This window comes from Salinisphaera sp. S4-8 (assembly GCF_040361235.1).
GTDB lineage: Bacteria > Pseudomonadota > Gammaproteobacteria > Nevskiales > Salinisphaeraceae > Salinisphaera.
The window spans coordinates 160,696-179,383 of the sequence record NZ_APNF01000005.1; the positions used below are offsets into that span (position 1 = coordinate 160,696).

Here is an 18,688-nt window from a genome sequence, read left to right on the forward strand (position 1 = left end):
CCGCCGCACGGTGTACAGTGAGCGGCCCAGGCACGACCTCGTCCTCTTAATGATTAGCGCCGCCGAAGCCCGTGAACGACTGAAACTGGGTAACCGGCAATTCGTCGACAACATCCAGAATTCGGACACCTTGAGCCGACACGCCCGGCCGGCCGAACTCGTGCTCAGGCAAAGCCCGTTTGCGATCGTGCTCGGCTGTTCGGATGCGCGTGTGCCGGCCGAGATCGTGTTCAACCAGGGCCTGGGCGATCTGTTCGTGATTCGCGTGGCCGGCAATATCGTGGCGCCCTCACAGATCGGCAGTATCGAATTCGCGGCCGGAAAGTTCGGCACGCCGCTCGTGGTGGTGCTCGGCCACACCCAGTGCGGCGCGATCACCGCCACGCTCGACGAACTGCAGCGGCCCACCGAAAACCAGTCGCGCAACCTGCGTTCGATCGTCGATCGCGTGCGGCCATCGGTGGCAAAACTGCTCGACAGCGAGCTCGCCGAGGACCGACATGCGCTCATTCATGCGGCTGTGCGGGCCAATGTCGCGCGCTCGGTTAAGCGTCTGTCGCATGGCTCGGACATTCTCGAACAACTCATTGCGGACAGGCGCCTGGAAATCGTCGGCGCCGAATATGCCGTCGAAACCGGCGAAGTTCGATTCCTGGAGGATGTCGAGTCGCCCTAGCGCGGCATACGGCGCCGCGCCGGCGATGCGCCTGACCACGAGCGGGCCACTCAAGCGATCAGTCGTTCAACGTTTCCAGCGCGGCTACGAAGCGCGAAACACAGGCATCGACGTCGTAGAGCTTGTCGAGGCCGAACAGGCCGATCCGAAACGACTGGAAATCCTCGCCCTCGCCGCACATCAACGGCACCCCAGCCGCGATCTGTACGCCCGCTTCGGCGAAGCGCGCCCCGGACTGGATCCGGGCATCGCGGGTATAGCTCACCACGACGCCGGAGGCCTGAAAACCCGGCGCGGCGACGCTGTCGAAGCCATGTGTCTGCAAGGCATCGCGTATGCCACGGCCGAGCGCGAACTGGCGCTCGCGCGCGGTTTCGAAACCCAGCGCCCGCGTTTCTTCCATCATCGCTAACAAACGCGTGAGACCGTCCGTTGGCATGGTTGCATGATAAGCATGACCGCCGCCCTCGTAGGTTTCCATGATCTGCAGCCACTTGCGCAAATCGCAGGCATAGCTGCTGCTGGTCGTGTTTTCGATCCGTTCGCGGGCATGTTCACTGAGCATGACCATGGCGCAGCATGGCGAGGCGCTCCAGCCTTTTTGCGGTGCGCTGATGAGAATATCGATGCCGCAGGCCTGCATATCGACCCAGTGCGTACCCGAGGCAATACAATCGAGCACGAACAGCCCGCCGTAGGCATGCACGGCCTCGGCTACGGCCTGCAGATAATCGTCGGGCAACAGCATGCCCGCCGAGGTTTCGACATGGGGCGCGAAGACCACGGCCGGACGCTCGGCCTCGATGGTCGCCACCACGTCGGCGATCGCCGCGGGGGCAAACGGCGCCTGCGGCGCGTCGTATTCCCGTACCGCGGTGAGCACGGTCGTGGATTCGGGAATCGCGCCCATATCCAGGATCTGGCTCCAGCGATAGCTGAACCAGCCGTTGCGGATGACCAGACAGTGCGCGCCCTGGGCGAACTGGCGTGCAACGGCCTCCATACCGAAAGTACCGCTGCCAGGCACGATCACCGCCGAATGGGCGTTGTACACCTGCTTGAGCACCCCGGACACGCCGGTGAGCACCTGCTTGAAGCGCGCCGACATATGATTGAGGGCACGATCGGTATACACGACCGAATATTCCAGCAAGCCATCGGGGTCGACGGTTGAGCGCGCCTGCGTCATGGCGAATATCCTGTTTTTACTGCCTTGTGGCCGCTACTGTCGCATAAAACGAAGCGCAAAAACCGGCCGATCGAAGGGTATTCTAGGCACACTCATTTGCCGAACGCATGTGCTGCGGCATGCGCGCTGGATATCTTTGTGAACCTGCTGGCTCATCTGCTGATCGCCGAACATACGGATACCTCTTTTGCCGGCCAGATTCTCGGCGACGAGATCAAGGGCCGACTGGACGATCGCTTTGCCCCGACCATCCGCCATGGCATTCGGCTGCATCGCGCGATCGACGGCCACAGCGATGCGCACAGCGCGCATCGACGGCTACGCAATCGCTTCGATGCGCCCCTGCGCCGCTATGCCGGTATTCTGGTGGATATCGGCCTCGATCACGCACTCGCCCGTGCCTGGCCGCAATTCCACGACCGTCCCCTCGAGGCATTCGCCCGCTATGCGCAGCGCCGCGTGATCGATGAATGGCCGAGCCAGGCGCCATTCGCGGCGACTCGTCTCCAGGGCCTGGAGACGATCCTGGTGGGCTATCGCGCACCGCAGGGCATTCAACGCGCGCTCGACTCGGTCGCCCACCGGCTGCGTCGTGACAATCCCGTGGCTGCGGCACTGCCGGCATTAGAAGCTCAGAAGGCAGCCTTTGACCAGGAAATCGCGCTAATCATGCGCGATCTTTACGATGTGATCAGCTGTATCGACCGCACGCCGCGGGCCGACGCGTAACAGGCGCCGCTTAAACGTCTTCGATCTGTTTTTCCGGCGCGTTCTTTTCCAGGCGCCGACGTACGTCGATCTCGCGCATACGCCGGATTTCGGGTTTGTCGATCTGCTTGGCCACATAGCGCGCCACATAACGCTTGAGCTCACCTTCGACGTCGGCCACCACATCCAGCACGGATGCCCGCAGGCCACGGGCGTTGAGTTCGACATCGATATCCTTCTCGCCGGGCGCGGGGATATCGATGAAGATATGCAGCGGCGCCTGGGCACGGGCCGTAAGCTTGAGATGCGCGCGCAGCTCGGTTTCGAAGCGGTGATCGTGGCCGGCCAGGCGTACCGTCAGATCGAGATCGATCGGAATCATCAAGGTGAACTCGATGAGTTCGCCCTCGCGTCGCATCACCGACGGTTCGCCGATATTCCCCTCAGCCTGGATACGCGCCAGCCCGCCCGGGCCCACGCTGCGCGGGCCGAAATCCACGGCGTTGCCGGTCAGATTCGACAACGCCTGTTCGACGCGTTCGACCGTGACCGCATGTTCAAAGAAGTCTCGCCCGAAGGCTTCGTAGGAATAGTCCTCGCGTGTTTGCGCGCTGGAATTCGAATGCTCCGCCATATCGAGACCTTCTTGTTGTTTTTGGTTAGGCGCGAAACGGGTCAGACTACTTGCGAATACGGTTGTCCGCGTTGGTAAAGCCCTGTAGTGACACCTTCAGATCGATCCGGTCGCCGCGCGGGCCGATCAGGCTCACGGTGGCCTTGCTGCCGCTACGCAGTTTGTTGCGTAGCGCGTCGTCTACAGGAAAGTCGGCCCGGCAGCCCTGCTCCAGACAGATCTGGAACGGAAAACGCCGGGGCTGATCGCCATCGACCTGGAACTGTACGCCGGGCGCCAGACGCGTACCCAGCGGCAGAATGAACACCATCGCCGCCGTATCGACTTCCGGCGGATAGCCCATCACGACCCGCAGAATCGGTTTGCCATTGTCCGGGCTGTTCACCAGCTGGGTCATTTCACAGGCCCCGTCGCCCTGCTCCGGACAGCGCACTTCCCAATCCTGGAAGGTCTCCACCTTGCCCGAATCCTGGGCGAAAGCCGCGGTGGCGATGAACGACAGCACGAGCGCCAACACAACGGCGCGCATGGGCATAAGCAAACGTGACGACATAGATAGGCCCCGGGGCATGTATTTATCGGTACTTTACTAGACAATACAGCGACCGTGACATGCCACCGTGATTCGGTGGCACAAGCGCTTTCATTTAGCTGGCTAAAGAGACAGAGCAATCGGCATTCTGCGACCTCGACACCTGGGCATGGCACTCGCGCTGGCGCTCGTTATCGTGCTGCTTACCCGCGCGACACTGGACTATGTCTGGATCGGCAGCGTGCCGGCGCCCTGCGAGCGCGTGAAAACGCCCGCGACCACGGCGATTGTGCTTAGCGGCGGGCCGGACTATCGCCGCACTCGCCGCGCGGTGGGCCTGTTCAAGGCCGGACAGGTGGATCGCATCGTGTTCTCGGGCGCTGGGCACGGGGGTGATTCGGCGGTCCGTCTGGCCCGCGAAGCGGCGCGACTTGGCGTGCCGCAAAACCGCATCCTCGTGGAGCGCGCGGCGCGTTCGACCTATGAAAACCTGGCCAACAGCTGTGCCCTGGCGGCTGTGCGCGATGCCCGGCGGCTGGCGATCGTGACCGACCAGCACCATAGTTATCGCGCCTATCTGACCGCCCGCGCCCAATGCGCCCAGCCCGAGATCTGCTCGGCCGCCGCACCCGTGCCGCTGACTGCGCAACGCCGGCGCAGCGAAGCGATGAAACTGTTCGCCTATCAGCTGCTCGGCCGCGCCGCCTGGTGGTGACAGCCAGCGACGACCGCGTTAGGCGGGCCTAGCGCAGCTCGGCAAGCACGGCATCGAGGCGCTTGGCCGAAACTTTCATGGCCGTGCCCAGCGGCTGGGCATAAACCTGCACCCGATATTCTTCGACCATCCAGCGTAGTTCGTGCAGGCCGTCCGGGCGCTGCGCTTTATTCACCGCACGCTCGGCGCGCTGCTTGTAAGCCTGCCAGTACGGCAAGATTTCACGCATGCGCTGTTTATCGGCCGCCGCGCCGTCGCGGGCCAGCTTGTCCAGGCGTTGTTCAATGGCCGTCAGGTAACGGTCCAGATTGCGTGCCAGCGTGGGCGAATAGGCATGCTCGCCGACAAACCCGGCATAGACCAGATGCGCCAGCTGATCGCGGATATCCTCGATCGCTGCCATCCAGTCGAGACCGATATTCTTGGAGAGCCGCTTATTGACGTGACCCAGCCGCGTTAGCGCGGGTTTCAGATCGTTCCAGAGCGCGACCGCATCCGCCATCAACTGGCCGCGCAGTGTGGATACGAGTGCGTCGAAGCCAGCCGCGTCGCGCACCGGCGTGTCGATATGCGCCTCGATGAGCGCAGTCAGCAGATCGGCGAGCAAGGCCGGTTCGTTATCCTGTTCGATCACGCGCTGGCGTTCGCGATCGGCGAGCGCGGTGACCGGCGCTGCGGGCAGATCCATGACCGCGAAACGCTTGAACTGATCCAGATCCCGTTTGATCAGCCGACCTTGTTTGGCCGTGGCCAGCCGGGCGAGTCGAATCACACCGTAACGATGCGCAACGCCCGCCGCCTGCGGGTCGTCGAGCAATTCGAGGTCCACCGAATCGCCACGATCGACCAGCGTGGGCGTGGCCTGAACACGCACGCCGGCATGCTTGAGCTCGACGCTATCGGCCAGATCCTGTTCCGGCCACGCGGTAAGGCCGGTTTCGCGCAGCGCGTCGTCGCTGGCCTGGGCCACCGCAGCGCGGGCCCGGTCGCCCAGATCACGGCTGAGTTTTTCCAGATCCCGGCCGGTGGCCACGACCTCGCCGTCGTCGTCGACGACTTCGAAGCGCAGCTTGAGGTGCGGACTCGGGGTGAAGTCGTCCCAGGCATCGGCGGGTATCTGCAGCCCGGTCATGGCATGAATGGCCTCACGCAGCGCATCCAGCGGGTCGCCCTTGCCAAATTCGGCACGCTCGGCGGCAGCACGGGCGAAATCCGGCACCGGCACGACCGCACGACGCAGGCGTTTGGGCAAGGCCTTGAGATATTCGCGATATTTTTCTTCCAGCAGGCCCGGCACCAGCCATTCTGCCCGCTCGGGCGGCATCTGCTTGAGCGCGGCCAGCGGCACGCGCGCGGTCACGCCGTCCTTGTCCGTGCCCGGTTCGAAGGCATAGTCGAGGGCAACCGGCAGATCGCCCAGGCGCATGCTTTGCGGGTAGGCATCGGCGGGCAGGTCCACCCCGGCATGGCGTAGCAGCTGGTCTTCGTCGAAGCGCAGGACGCTGTCGTCGTTCTGTTTGAGCCATTTCTGCAGGCTCTTGCGATCACGAACGTCCGCCGGCAGGCGTTCGTCATAGAAGCGTTCCTGGGTGGTTTCGTCCACGAGCAGATCGCGCCGGCGAAAACGCGCTTCCTGGGCGGCGATATCGTCGACAATCAGCTGGTTGTACTGCAGAAATTCGGGCATACGCCCGCGCGAATCGGTCACCGCGAACGCCACCAGGCCATCGCGGATGAAAATCTCGCGGGCCACCACCGGGTCCATGCGGCCGAAATCGACCTTGCGCCCGTCCGCCAGCGTGAGTCCGAACAGCTTCACCCGCTCGCGGGCGGCCACCTGGCCACGGCGTTTTTCCCAGTGCGGCTCGTAGTGTTCCCGCGTCACCAGATGGTCGGCGGCTTTTTCGATCCATTTCGGATCGACGCCCGCCACGGTATGCGCGAACAAACGACTGGTTTCGATCAGCTCGCCGGCGACCATCCATTTGGGGTTCTTCTTGGCCAGCCCGGAGCCGGGAAATATGCGGAACTTGCGCCCGCGGGTGCCCTGGTATTCGCCCTTCTCTTCGAGCTGGCCGACATGGTCGAGCAGCCCCGGCAACAGCGCCTGGTGCAGCCCGACGAAATCCACCTCGGCTAGGCGCCCCTGAGCGGGATCGTTGCTGATGCCCAGATCCGCGCCGATACGCCGCAGCTGGCGGGCCAGATCCTCCCATTCGCGCATGCGCATGAAGTTGATGAAACGCTCGCGACACCATTTGCGCAGCTGATTGCCGCTGTGTTCGCGCCGCGCCTGGGCAAACGCGTCCCAGAGCTTCAACAGACTGACGAAATCCGAGCGTACGTCGGCGAACTCGCGCTGGGCCTGATCGGCGGCCTCGCGCATGGCCGGCGGGCGTTCGCGCGGGTCCTGAATGGTCAGCCCGGCAGCGAGCACGCGCATGGCGGTGGCCACGCCCATGGCCTGGCCGGCGATGAGCATGCGCCCGATACGCGGGTCCAGCGGCAGGCGCGCAAGCTGGCGCCCGAGGGCGGTGATGCGCTTGTTGTCCATGGCCTGCAGCTGGGTGAGCAGGTTGCGGCCATCGTTGATGTAGCGTCGCTCGGGCGGATCGATGAAAGGAAAGTTCTCGATCTCGCCGAGCTTGAGATCGGCCATGGTCAGCAGCACGCTGGCCAGATTGGTACGCCGGATTTCCGGGTCGGTGAAGGCTGGCCGGTTTTCGTAGTCGTCTTCGTCGAAAAGGCGGATACAGATACCCGGCGCGACACGACCACAACGCCCCGCGCGCTGGTTGCAGCTGGCCTGGGAGACCGGCTCGATAGGCAGGCGTTGGACCTTGGCCGAGGTGGAATAACGGCTGATACGGGCCAGCCCGCTGTCGATCACGTAACGAATACCGGGCACCGTCAGCGAGGTTTCAGCCACGTTGGTCGACAACACCACGCGGCGGCCGTTGCTGGCCGAAAAGATTCGGTTCTGCGCACTGCGCGTGAGCCGCGCATACAACGGCACGATTTCGGCGCTGAACTTGTCACCCGCCAGCGCTTTGGACAGATGACGCTCGCAGTCGCGGATATCGCGCTCGCCGGGTAGAAACACCAGAATATCGCCCGCCCCTGTGCCCTCGCCCGGCCGCCAGAGCTCGCGTATGCCGGCCTCCACCGCCTGTGGCAGATCGTCGTCGTTTTCCTCGGGCGGGCGATAACGCACCGTCACCGGGTAGCCACGCCCTTCCACGTTAATGACCGGCGCGTCGTCGAAAAACCGGGCGAAACGGTCCGGGTCGATCGTGGCCGAGGTGACCACCACCTTCAGATCGGGACGTTTGGGCAGCAGCTGTTTGAGATAGCCGAGCAGAAAATCGACGTTGAGGGTGCGCTCGTGGGCCTCGTCGATGACGATGGCTTCATAGGCATTGAGAAAGCGATCGCGTGCGGTTTCGGCCAACAGGATGCCGTCGGTCATCAGCTTGATCTGGGTCGATTCCGAGAGCTTCTTCTCGAAGCGCGTCTGAAAGCCCACCAGCTCGCCGAACGGCGTCGTCAGCTCTTCGGCAATCCGCTGGCCCACGCTGCGTGCAGCAAGACGCCGGGGCTGGGTATGGCCGATCAGCCCGCGCGCGCCGAAACCGGCCTGCATGAGGATCTTGGGCAGCTGGGTGGTCTTGCCGGAGCCGGTTTCACCGCAGACCACCACCACCTGGTGGCGTTCGAGCGCGGCGCGGATCTCGTCGGCGCGGGCGGTCACTGGCAGCCCCTCGACCAACGCCACCTCGCCGCGCTCCTGGGCCCGCGTGTGCGTCACGGCTGCGCTCGTTTCGATCCGCTCGGCCATACGCGCCTTGGCCTCGGCGTCGCGCGCCTGCCGCCAGCCCCGGGTGAGCCGATGGCGATCGCGTGTTTGCACGTCGGCCAGCACGGCGTCGGTGTAAGCGTTTGCGGTCAATGTTGTTCCTCGAAGCGACGGTCATGACGCGAACCATGGATAGCCGCGCACTGATGCATCGGTTAGCCTGCGCGTATCAACGCACTGGCCGGCAAGACATGAATTTCCATACGCGCAAGTGGATCAAGCCCGAAGACCTCAACCCCAACGGCACCCTGTTCGGCGGCAGCCTGCTGCGCTGGATCGATGAAGAAGCCGCGATCTACGCGATCATTCAACTCGATCATCACCATATCGTCACCAAGTACATGTCCGAAATCAATTTCGTGTCCAGTGCGCGCCAGGGCGACATCATCGAACTGGGCATCGCGGCCACGCGTTTTGGCACCACCTCGCTGACCATGCGTTGCGAGGTACGCAACAAGATCACGCGGCGCAGCATCCTGCGCATCGACGAAATCGTGTTCGTGAGCATGGGCGATGACGGGCGCCCGAAACCGCATGGCAAGACCGAGGTGACCTATATCAAGGATCGTTTCGCCGAGGGCGAAGAAGACAACGAATGACAGGGCCCATCTTCACGCTGCGCGGTGTCCGCGGCCCGCGCCTTGTGCTGTTGCTCGCCCTCGTGGTCGCGATTGCCGGCTGCACCCCGGCCACGCTCAAGCAACGCAACGGCTACTGGGCCGATCAGGCCCAGCAGGCACAGGCCTACAATCATCGTGTGCGCTTTCTCGTGCTGCACTATACCGGCGGCAATGAGGCCCGGGCGATCCAGGTACTGACCGGACCCAACGTGAGTTCGCATTACGTGGTGTCCGATGCGCCGCCTCGCCGTGGCGGCGCGCCCGTGGTCTATCAACTCGTCGACGAAAACGCGCGCGCCTGGCATGCCGGCAGAAGCGCCTGGGCCGGGCGCCGGCATCTCAACGACAGTTCGACCGGTATCGAAATCGTCAATCCCGGTCCGGTCGACACGCCCAGCGGCAAGGTCTGGCGCGGTTTTTCGGGCGAACAGCTTGCGGCGGTCATCGCGCTGGCCCGCGATATCATCGCCCGCTACGACATCGCGCCGGAAAACGTGCTCGGCCACGCCGATGTTTCGCCCGGGCGCAAGATCGATCCGGGCCCGGCTTTTCCCTGGGAGCAACTCTATCGTCAGGGTATCGGCGCCTGGCCGGATGCCGCCACGGTGAACGCCTATCGTGATCGCTTTCGCTACGACATGCCCGGTATCGCGGCGATTCAATCGGCCTTGTCACGCTATGGCTACGAACTCGACGTGACCGGCGTGCTCGACCAGCCGACCCACGCGGTGATCGTATCGTTTCAGATGCATTTTCGCCCGCAGCGCTACGATGGCATCCCGGATCTGGAAACGGTGGCGCGGCTCTGGGCGCTCAACGACAAATATCGCTAGGCGCCTGGCGCCCGGCGTTGCTGGCCAACGGCGGCTGGTCGGTTTGGCAACGCGGTAAGGCACATCGCGCACCCTGCGCAGTCAGCGGTTGGCTGCAAGCCGAGTCAGGCGTTTCGTATCACTCGCCCGCAGCAGCGCTTGTCAGCTAAGCCGCTGACAGATTGCGAAAATTTCGGTTTTCTACGCAGATGTGTCGTATTCCGTATCGCATCACGATTTTACAGGCTGCGTTCGAGCCGCTAATACTCGCTCCATCGATCAAGAACAAAAACCCGAGTTGACGCATCTGCGTCGCCAACGAAGGGGCACGAATGGATCGAGTCGACGTTTTCATCGCCAACCTCTACCAATCGATCGAACACTGTCGCACTGACAGCTTTCGCGAAACCGCACTTCAGCTGCTGGCGAATGTGCTCGATTTCGATGCCGCACTATGGGGTTCCGGCAACTACACATCGAGCGTATTTCATAGCGTGGTGACCATCGGCCTCGAGCCAGACTACCCACGCGCGCTGGAACAGACCCAGGGCATTAATCCGATCCTGCCGGCGCTGATGAACAACGTCGGCCATGCCGTCGATATGCGCTCGGTCATCGACGACGCCGCGTTTCGCGACAGCCGTATCTATCGCGAGTGCTTCTCGGGTTACGGGGTCGAGCGCATTCTCAGTTACATCGCCTACGACGCGCGCAGCCATGTCTATACATTGCTGAGCCTGTATCGCTTCGATGCCGAGCGCGCGTTCAGCGAAGACGAACGTCAGATATTCGAGCGTATCGCCTATCATCTGATCGCAGCAGAAAGCCACGCGTTCTTCTTTCATGTCGCACTGCGCGATCGTCTGCCCCATACCCGGGTCCAGGCCGCCGTATGCGACGATCACGGCCTGCTATACCAGGCCCAACCGGGCTTTATCGATCTGGTGGAAGAAGCATTCGGCCCCTGGCAGCAGCCCCATTTGCCATTCGCGCTGCCGCCGCCCGGCGAATCCTGCCTATGTAACGATCTGCATATCGAAAACGAACCGCTGGGCGATCTGTTCTGTATCGTCGTCCGTCGCGCGAACCCGCTCGACGCCCTGCAAAGCCGTGACCGCGAGATCGTGGCGGCCATCTGCCGCGGCATGACCTTCAAGGATATCGGCCGGGAGCTGCATCTGGCGCCTTCGACCGTGTCCAATCGCCTGTATCGCGTGTACCGAAAACTCGGGGTCACCAGTCGCAGCTCACTGGTTCGCCTGATCCATCGTTCGTCGCGCTACTGACGCGCACACGCGCACGGCCCTTCGGCATCGCTGGCGGCCAGCCGGTATAAATTTACCTGCCCCTTCGGCTGTACCTGCCAGCCATGCTCGGCTATCAATGTATACAGCGGCGGCGTTTGTGCCGCGGCAGCCGTTCTTGGGGGAACCGCGATGATGAACACTCGAGCCCGTCTTTGCCGGATCGCGACCTTGCTACTGGTCGCGAGCGCGCTACTGAGTGCGTGCAACGACGATGACGAGAACGTCTCGTTCACGCCCACGGGCAACACGCCCGATACGGGTAATGGCGGACAAACCGCGCCGCCGAGACTGTTCAGCATCGCCCCGGGCGATAACGCCACCGCCGATGCCGTGGCGGCCTTCTTCGAGGCGGCCCCTGGCGACACCATCGAATTCGAGCCCGGCTTTTTCGAATTCAATACCGGCCTGGTGATGCAGAACACCGAAGGCGTAACGGTCAAGGGCGCAGGCATGGACGAGACCGTGCTGTCGTTTGAAAACAGCGATACCGCCGAGGGCTTTCTGATCAGCAACGTACGGGGTGTGGTGGTATCCGATCTCACCGTAACTGACACGCCGGGCGACGGTATCAAGATCAAAAGCTCCGATATCGTGACCTATCGCAATGTACGTACCATGTGGTCGAGCGCCGATACGCCGGTGGGCGCCGACAATTATCAGAGTGCGATCCATTACGAATGCCCGGCCGAGCCGATCGGTGTGGCCAACCCCGCGCCCTATCAGCCGGACTCGGGCAATGGCCGCTATGGCATCTATCCGGTACAGGCCAGCAACGTACTGCTCGACAACGTGGAGTCGCTCGGCGCCTCGGATGCCGGCATTTATGTCGGCCAGAGCGACGATGTGATCATCAAGAACAGCCGCGCGCTGTACAACGTCGCCGGTTACGAATTCGAAAACACCCAGCGCGCCGAGATGTTCGACAATATCGCCGAGTGCAACACGGTCGGCTATATCATCTACGACCTGCCGTATCTCACCCAATACGGCTATCAGGCGCGCATGCATCACAACGTGGCGCGCAACAACAATTTCGAGAACTTCGCCGCCGGCGGGATCGTGTCGCAGGTGCCCAAGGGCAGCGGCCTGATCACGCTGGCCTACGATCAGGTCGAAGTCGACCACAACGAATTCTCCGATCACCAGACCGGCGCCATCCTTATTACCAGCTACGAACTGATCGGCGACGACGGCGACCTGCGCCAGGATATCTATACCGAAGCGCTATCGATCCACGACAATAGCTTCGACAATTCGGGCTATGCCATGCCGCCGCCGGATCTGGCGGCCCTGGCCGAGGGCGATCTCTCCAGTGCGCTGCCGACCATCATTGCCCTGAAGAACGGCGGCCAGGGCGCGGACATCATCTGGGACGGCGTCTACGACGGACCCAACGAATGCCCAAAGCCTGACGTGCCCACCAACGACCGCGGCAAACCGCAGTTCGAGGGTACCGACGTGAAACCGGCCAACTGCGGCGACGCGGACGAAAACGGCATCGCCGACCGTTACAACGCCTACAAATTCGACGACAGCGATGCGCGTAAAAAGCCGTCGATGTGGATCTGTATCGAAAACAATAGCTATACCGGCAGTCCCCTCGCGCCGGAATTCGCCAATATCCACGGTTTGGCCGGGCTGGAGGCGCTCAATGCCGTGCTCGACCCGGAGCAACTCGGCGATCCGAATTATCTGCCCGGCGTCATCGCCGGTATTCCCGACTTTCTGGCCGATAACGATGCCACACCGCATCAGTGCCAGAGTGAATTCGGCGAAACCCTGCCCGGCATGCCGGCCGTGCAACTGGCTACCTATACGTTGCCCGAGGGTGGCAGCGGCCGGCCGAGCGAGGAACAGATCGCCGCGCTATGCGGGCGTGAAACCGATGGCGCCATTAACTGGCAGGCCCTGGCCGAAGTCGATTGCCCGGATCTGGCCAGCTACCACCTGTTCAACGATCCCCAGGATCCGAGCACCGACAGTAACGGCGGCACGCCCTATGATTTGAATACACGCCTGTTTTCGGATTACGCGGTCAAATACCGGTTCGTGTTCATGCCCGAGGGCACGGCCGCGGTCTATCACAACGGCAGCGAAGACGTGAACGCCACCTACGACTTCCCGGTCGGCACGGTCATTTCCAAAACGTTTTCCTTCATCGACGGCGGCAATACCCGTCACGTCGAAACCCGGCTGCTGATCAAGCGCGAGGACGACAAGGGCGTTGCCTGGGTCGGCCTGCCCTATATCTGGGAAACCGATGGCAGCGGCAAGCGCATCGCCCGGCTTTCCAAGGGCGGCGGCACGGCCGCGGTGTCCTGGAACTACAACGACGCGCACAGCGGCGAGCTGCTTCAGGGCAGTACCGACAGCTATCGTATTCCCAATGCGTCCCAGTGCGTGACCTGCCACGCCAACACCTATAACGACGCCGGCGCCGCACCGATCGGGCCGAAACCCCGCAACCTCAACAAGCCTTATGCCTACGAGGGAGCCGGCAACGTCAACCAGATCGCCTACTGGGTGGACCACAATCTGCTCACCGGTGCGCCGTCCGATCTGGGCGTGGATGTGAATACGATGATCGCGACCCAGATCGAGCGTATTCCCTACTTCAATGTGCCCGGCGACGGCGGTGAAACGGCCAATTCCGATGCCGATATCGAGCAACGCATTCGCGGCTATCTCGAGGTCAACTGTGCCCACTGCCATAACGAAGGCGGCGCGGCCTCGAATACGGGTCTGTATCTCGACTACTTCCGGCCGGTAAATTCGTCCTACGGCATCTGCAAGACGCCGACGGCCGCCGGCGCGGGCTCGGACGGGCGCCCGCACGATATCCAGCCGGGCAGCACGGATGAGTCGATCATGCCGTTCAGGGTCGGATCGAACGATGTCGAAGCCCGGATGCCGCCGATCGCACGCAGCGTTGTCCACGAAGAAGCGCTCGAACTACTCGACGAATGGATCGAAAACGTGGTCGACAGCGATTACGAGGACGGCAGCTGCGCGACCGCCGTGAATAGTCCGACCGCGATGCGATAGCAGGCCCGAGCTCGACGCCACCACACCACGGCATCAACGGCCGCGTAAAAGCCAGCCGGGTAATCTCCCGGCTGGCGATTCAAGCTGCTCGTTAAGCTTGGCGGGGGCTATGGCCGGCGAGTAAGCGCCTCGCGCGCCGCGATCACCCGGCGCGCGGCATCCTCGCCGTCATCGCCAAAGGCCGTCATATGGCCCATCTTGCGGCCGGGCCGGGCGTCGGCCTTGCCATAGAGATGCAGCTTGAGCGACGGATCGGCCAGCGCGGCACGCCAGTCCGGCATGCCATTCTCCCACAGATCGCCCAGCAGGTTGACCATTGCCGAGGGGCGCAGGCGGCGCGTATCGCCCAGCGGCAGTGCACACACGGCACGCAGCTGCTGTTCGAACTGACTGGTCACACAGGCATCGAAGCTGAAATGGCCGGAGTTATGCGGCCTGGGCGCCAGTTCGTTGACCACCAGCTCGCCGTCGTGGGTCAGGAAAAACTCCACACAGAGCACGCCCACCACATCGAGGGCTTCGAGCACGCCACGGGCAATCTCGACCGCGTTGGCCGTAATCTTCGGATCGATATCCGGATCCGGAATCGAGACATCGAGAATATGATCGCGATGGCGATTTTCGGTCACCCCGTAATGGGCGAATTCGCCGTCGCAACCCCGTGCGGCGACCACCGAGATCTCGCGCTCGAACTCGACGAAGCCTTCCAGCACCGCCTCACCCGCGCCGATACTCTGCCAGGCCTCTTCGGCCTGTTCCGGCGCATGAATCACGGCCTGGCCCTTGCCGTCGTAGCCAAAGCCGGCGGTCTTGAGCACGGCCGGCGTACCCAGACGTTCGAGGGCAGCGTCGAGCGTGGCGCGATCGGGCACATGCTCGAACGGTGCGGTTGGAAAGCCCGCGCCATGGAGAAAATCCTTCTCGCGCTGGCGATGCTGGGCGGTATGCAGCACTTCGCCGCGCGGGCGCACCGGCACATGTTCGCTGGCCGTCCGCGCCGCCTCGAACGGCACGTTCTCGAACTCGAAGGTCACGACATCGACCCGGCTGGCGAACTCGGCCACGGCGTCGAGATCGGCATAGTCGCCAACCGCTTCCCGATCGGCCACCTGGCCCATGGGCGTATCGTCACCGGGCGAAAAGGTATGCACGCGATAGCCCATACGGCGCGCGGCCAGCGCGAACATGCGCCCGAGCTGACCACTGCCCAGAACACCCACCGTGGCACCGGGAAGAATCGGTCGGCTCATAGGGGCAGCTCGTCGTTTGCGACCTTGTCGGCCTGTTGCTGGCGAAATTCTGCGAGCGCGGTACGCAATTCGGGCCGCGTATTGGCCAGCATCGCCACTGCGAACAGGCCGGCGTTGCGCGCGCCTGATGTGCCGATGGCAAAGGTCGCGGTGGGCACGCCGCCGGGCATCTGCACGATCGAAAGCAACGAATCCAGGCCGTTGAGCGCGCGGCTTTTCACCGGCACGCCGAGTACGGGCAACAGCGTCTGGGCGGCGACCATGCCCGGCAGATGGGCAGCACCGCCCGCACCAGCGATGATGATTTCCAGCCCGCGCTGTTCGGCCGAATGCGCATAGTCGCGCATCACGTCCGGCGTACGATGCGCCGAAACCACCTTGCATTCATGGGCTACGCCGAAGTCGTCGAGTACCGCATGGGCCGCCTTCATGGTCTCCCAATCCGACGTACTGCCCATGATCACGCCGACGCACGGCTTGTCGTTCGTCATGTCGCCCCCTGCCCGAGTCGCAGAAAAGCGCTCTAGTCTACCAACTAAGTCCGACAACGGCTCGCATGAATGCGTCGGACGTCATTCGAGCACGATCAGATGATTGGGCAACTCGTTGCGCTCGTGCGTGGCGGGCACGGCCAGCGCCAGTTTTTCGCCGCAGGCGGCAATGCACTCGGTGAAACCGGTCAGCGTTTCGCCGATACGAACACGCGCGGTAAAAGCCTCGACAATGGCCTGCCATTGCTCGTCCGGCACATGCGCCGAGATGCCGCGATCGACGATGATTTCCACATAACGCTCGGCTTCGGATACGAAAATGAGCATGCCCGTGGCATCGTCGGTGTGGTGCAGATTCTGCTCCAGGAACTGGCGCCGGGCCAGATTGGCTGCCCGCCAATGGCGGATATGGCGCGGAATCAGGCGCGTCGTCACCCCGGGAAGACGAAACAGCAGCGCCAGCACCACGAATACACCCCATTGCAGCAATAGCAAAAGGCTGGCATCGATCGCCACAGTAAAGAACAACAGTGCGCCCGGCAGAATCAGCGCCAGCAATCCGGCCCACAGCAACGGGATATAGGCGTAGTCGTCGGCGCGCTCGGCGAGCACGGTCACGAGTTCGGCATCGGTATTGCGTTCGACCGCCGTGATGGCCTCGGCGACCTGATTGCGTTCTTGATCATTGAGCAACGTCATGACAATCCCTTACCAGCCGCCCGAGGCGCCGCCGCCACCGAAGCTGCCGCCCCCGCCGGAAAATCCACCACCGCCGAAACCGCCGCTGCTGCCACCCCCAAAGCCGCCGCCCATGAGAATCGGCACGCCCAGGCCGCCGCGTCGGCGACGACCACCGCGCCCACCACCGCCGCCACTGCCGAACAGCACGATGATGACCACCAGCAACACGAAAAACCCAAGGCTGCGTAGCAACGACGGACGCCCCTGTTCGCTGCGCGAACGCTGCTCGGGCTCGGCAAACGGGTCGCCGCCCAGCACGCGGATGATGCCCTGGGCACCGGCGACGATGCCCTGGCTGAAATTCCCCTGTTTAAAGGCCGGGGTGATGATGTTGTTGATGATCACCGACGACTGCGCGTCAGTGAGTCGGCCTTCGAGGCCGTAACCGACATCAATACGAATCCGGCGCTCGGCCTTGGCGACAAGCAGCAGCGCGCCGTTATCCTCACCCGCCTGACCAATGCCCCAGTGCCGACCGAGCTGGTAACCGTAGTCGTCGATGGTCTCGCCGCCGAGATCCGGCAGCGTCACCACCACCAGCTGTTCGCCGGTGGCCTGTTCGTGGGCAGCGAGCATGTCGGTGAGTTGTTGCTGGTCGCCCGCGTCGATCATGTCCGCGTTATCGACGACCCGCCCGGTCAACTCGGGAAACGACGGCGCGGCCCAGGCCAGGCTCGCCCATAACCAGAGCACGACAGCCAGCAATAACGCACGGCGCGGCTCGACCAGCACGGTGCGCATCAGAACTGGACCTGGGGCGCCTGGTCTGCGTTTTCGGCCGTGGCCTCGAAGTTGGCATGCGGCTGCATGTCGCTATACAACAGCGAATGCCAGATACGGCCCGGGAAGGTCCGCAATTCGGTGTTGTAGCGCTGTACTGCCTGAATGAAATCACGCCGCGCCACGGCAATCCGGTTTTCCGTGCCTTCCAGCTGCGATTGCAGGGCCAGGAAGTTCTGGTTGGATTTCAGATCGGGATAGCGTTCGGAAACGGCCATCAGCCGGCTCAACGCACTGCTGAGTTCGCCCTGGGCCTGTTGGAACTGTTCGAGCTTCTGCGGATTGTTGAGAATATCCTCGTCGACCTGGATCGAGGTCGCCTTCGCCCTGGCCTCGGTGACGGCCGTCAACGTTTCGCGCTCCTGGCGGGCGAACCCTTTCACCGTTTCGACCAGATTCGGCACCAGATCGGCACGCCGCTGATACTGGTTTTCTACCTGTGCCCAGGCCGCCTTGACCTGTTCGTCGTAGGTCGGAATGTTGTTGATGCCACAGCCGGTCAACGATGCCAGCAGCACGATGAGCAGCAAGACACCGGGCAAACGCTTGTAGGAAATCATGGGCAGGGCCAGCATGAATACGAACTCCGTGAACGCAGTACAGCTAAAAAACGCACTGTACGACAAACCGCGGGCGTACGACACGATGACCTGCCGGTCATAAAGCTGGCGGGCCATCTGATTGCGCACGAGCTAGCGCGCCATGCAGGCGCTATCGACCGCCCAGCCACCGCATGGCAAGGAAAATCGCGGCAATCACGACAAACGCGAACATGCCGGTTGCCAGCGCATGGCGCCGCCATAGCCGCAGTGCGCGCTCGCCCAACCACCAGACCAGCACGGCCAGGCCGAAATAACGCAGGCCGCGCGCCAGCCCTACCGCGACGACGAACAACGGCAACGAATATCCGGCAATACCGGCAGCCAGCAAGGCGACCTGAAACGGCACCGGGGTGACGCCGATGGTGAGAATGGCCAGAAAACCGTTGTTGGAAAAGCTCTGCTCGAAACTGGCATAGGCCTGCTCGGCGTCGAGCCAGCCAAGCACCGTCTGGCCGATCGTATCGAACAGGAAAAAGCCTACGGCATAACCGATCAGCGAACCTGCAATACAACCGCCCAGCGTCACCGCGGCGATCCACCATAGCCGCCGCGGACGGGCGAGCATATACGGCACCATGATCAGTTCGATCGGAATCGGCAGGACCGTGGTTTCGGCCGCGGACAGCAGCCCGAGCCAGACCAGCCCATAGGGTGAATCCAGCAGCCGTTGGGTCCAGGCCGAGGCCCGGTTCATGTCCACGCAAGCCGTGTTGCGACGGGTTCTATCGTC

Annotated in this window: 17 protein-coding genes; 7 read left to right on the forward strand and 10 right to left on the reverse strand. The window is 63.0% G+C overall.

The window, feature by feature from the left end:
* Nucleotides 1–49: 49 nt before the first annotated feature.
* Nucleotides 50–676, forward strand: a complete 627-nt coding sequence (locus S4A8_RS09320) for a carbonic anhydrase (protein WP_353178434.1) — start codon at nt 50–52, stop codon at nt 674–676.
* 58 nt (nt 677–734) lie between these two features.
* On the opposite strand, the gene S4A8_RS09325 is transcribed toward S4A8_RS09320, so the two are convergent.
* The gene (locus S4A8_RS09325; RefSeq protein WP_353219923.1) at nt 735–1,865 is read right to left on the reverse strand and encodes an aminotransferase class V-fold PLP-dependent enzyme; all 1,131 of its coding nucleotides are present in this window, start codon (nt 1,863–1,865) and stop codon (nt 735–737) included.
* A gap of 138 nt (nt 1,866–2,003) precedes the next feature.
* Between S4A8_RS09325 and S4A8_RS09330 the strand changes: the two genes are divergently transcribed.
* The gene (locus tag S4A8_RS09330) at nt 2,004–2,594 is read left to right on the forward strand and encodes an acyl carrier protein phosphodiesterase (protein ID WP_353219924.1); all 591 of its coding nucleotides are present in this window, start codon (nt 2,004–2,006) and stop codon (nt 2,592–2,594) included.
* A gap of 10 nt (nt 2,595–2,604) precedes the next feature.
* Here S4A8_RS09330 and S4A8_RS09335 read toward each other — a convergent pair whose 3' ends face one another.
* Nucleotides 2,605–3,207, reverse strand: coding sequence for an ATP-binding protein (locus S4A8_RS09335; protein ID WP_353219925.1), 603 nt, complete (start codon nt 3,205–3,207; stop codon nt 2,605–2,607).
* A gap of 46 nt (nt 3,208–3,253) precedes the next feature.
* A complete protein-coding gene (locus S4A8_RS09340) occupies nt 3,254–3,760 on the reverse strand; it encodes an invasion associated locus B family protein (protein WP_353178440.1) in 507 nt (168 codons plus the stop codon).
* Between the two features lie 148 nt (nt 3,761–3,908).
* Here S4A8_RS09340 and S4A8_RS09345 point away from each other — a divergent pair, with 148 nt between their 5' ends.
* The gene (locus tag S4A8_RS09345) at nt 3,909–4,454 is read left to right on the forward strand and encodes a YdcF family protein (RefSeq protein WP_353219926.1); all 546 of its coding nucleotides are present in this window, start codon (nt 3,909–3,911) and stop codon (nt 4,452–4,454) included.
* A 28-nt stretch (nt 4,455–4,482) separates the two neighbouring features.
* Here the strand turns inward: S4A8_RS09345 and hrpA are convergent, their stop codons facing one another.
* Nucleotides 4,483–8,403: an ATP-dependent RNA helicase HrpA gene (hrpA, locus tag S4A8_RS09350; protein ID WP_353219927.1), complete on the reverse strand. Its 3,921-nt coding sequence runs from the start codon at nt 8,401–8,403 to the stop codon at nt 4,483–4,485.
* A gap of 98 nt (nt 8,404–8,501) precedes the next feature.
* Here hrpA and S4A8_RS09355 point away from each other — a divergent pair, with 98 nt between their 5' ends.
* From S4A8_RS09355 to S4A8_RS09370, 4 genes are all read left to right on the forward strand, one after another.
* Nucleotides 8,502–8,909, forward strand: coding sequence for an acyl-CoA thioesterase (locus S4A8_RS09355; RefSeq protein ID WP_353180066.1), 408 nt, complete (start codon nt 8,502–8,504; stop codon nt 8,907–8,909).
* The gene (locus S4A8_RS09360) at nt 8,906–9,763 is read left to right on the forward strand and encodes an N-acetylmuramoyl-L-alanine amidase (RefSeq protein WP_353219928.1); all 858 of its coding nucleotides are present in this window, start codon (nt 8,906–8,908) and stop codon (nt 9,761–9,763) included. Before S4A8_RS09355 ends, S4A8_RS09360 begins: the two co-directional genes overlap by 4 nt.
* A 311-nt stretch (nt 9,764–10,074) precedes the next feature.
* The gene (locus tag S4A8_RS09365; protein ID WP_353219929.1) at nt 10,075–11,028 is read left to right on the forward strand and encodes a helix-turn-helix transcriptional regulator; all 954 of its coding nucleotides are present in this window, start codon (nt 10,075–10,077) and stop codon (nt 11,026–11,028) included.
* A gap of 150 nt (nt 11,029–11,178) precedes the next feature.
* Complete coding sequence (locus S4A8_RS09370; protein WP_353219930.1) at nt 11,179–14,094, forward strand: parallel beta-helix domain-containing protein; 2,916 nt, start codon at nt 11,179–11,181, stop codon at nt 14,092–14,094.
* A 107-nt stretch (nt 14,095–14,201) separates the two neighbouring features.
* Here S4A8_RS09370 and S4A8_RS09375 read toward each other — a convergent pair whose 3' ends face one another.
* The 6 genes from S4A8_RS09375 to S4A8_RS09400 all read right to left on the reverse strand — a co-directional run bounded on the left by S4A8_RS09375 (nt 14,202) and on the right by S4A8_RS09400 (nt 18,652).
* Nucleotides 14,202–15,344, reverse strand: coding sequence for a 5-(carboxyamino)imidazole ribonucleotide synthase (locus S4A8_RS09375; RefSeq protein ID WP_353219931.1), 1,143 nt, complete (start codon nt 15,342–15,344; stop codon nt 14,202–14,204).
* A complete protein-coding gene (purE, locus tag S4A8_RS09380; protein ID WP_353219932.1) occupies nt 15,341–15,835 on the reverse strand; it encodes a 5-(carboxyamino)imidazole ribonucleotide mutase in 495 nt (164 codons plus the stop codon). The genes S4A8_RS09375 and purE overlap by 4 nt, the downstream gene beginning before the upstream one ends.
* A gap of 81 nt (nt 15,836–15,916) precedes the next feature.
* Nucleotides 15,917–16,534, reverse strand: coding sequence for a TPM domain-containing protein (locus tag S4A8_RS09385; protein ID WP_353219933.1), 618 nt, complete (start codon nt 16,532–16,534; stop codon nt 15,917–15,919).
* A gap of 9 nt (nt 16,535–16,543) precedes the next feature.
* A complete protein-coding gene (locus tag S4A8_RS09390) occupies nt 16,544–17,317 on the reverse strand; it encodes a TPM domain-containing protein (protein ID WP_353219934.1) in 774 nt (257 codons plus the stop codon).
* On the reverse strand, nt 17,317–17,916 hold the full coding sequence (locus S4A8_RS09395; RefSeq protein ID WP_502950728.1) for a LemA family protein: 600 nt from the start codon (nt 17,914–17,916) through the stop codon (nt 17,317–17,319). The genes S4A8_RS09390 and S4A8_RS09395 overlap by 1 nt, the downstream gene beginning before the upstream one ends.
* 151 nt (nt 17,917–18,067) lie before the next feature.
* Nucleotides 18,068–18,652, reverse strand: coding sequence for a YqaA family protein (locus S4A8_RS09400; protein ID WP_353219935.1), 585 nt, complete (start codon nt 18,650–18,652; stop codon nt 18,068–18,070).
* Nucleotides 18,653–18,688 lie beyond the last annotated feature (36 nt).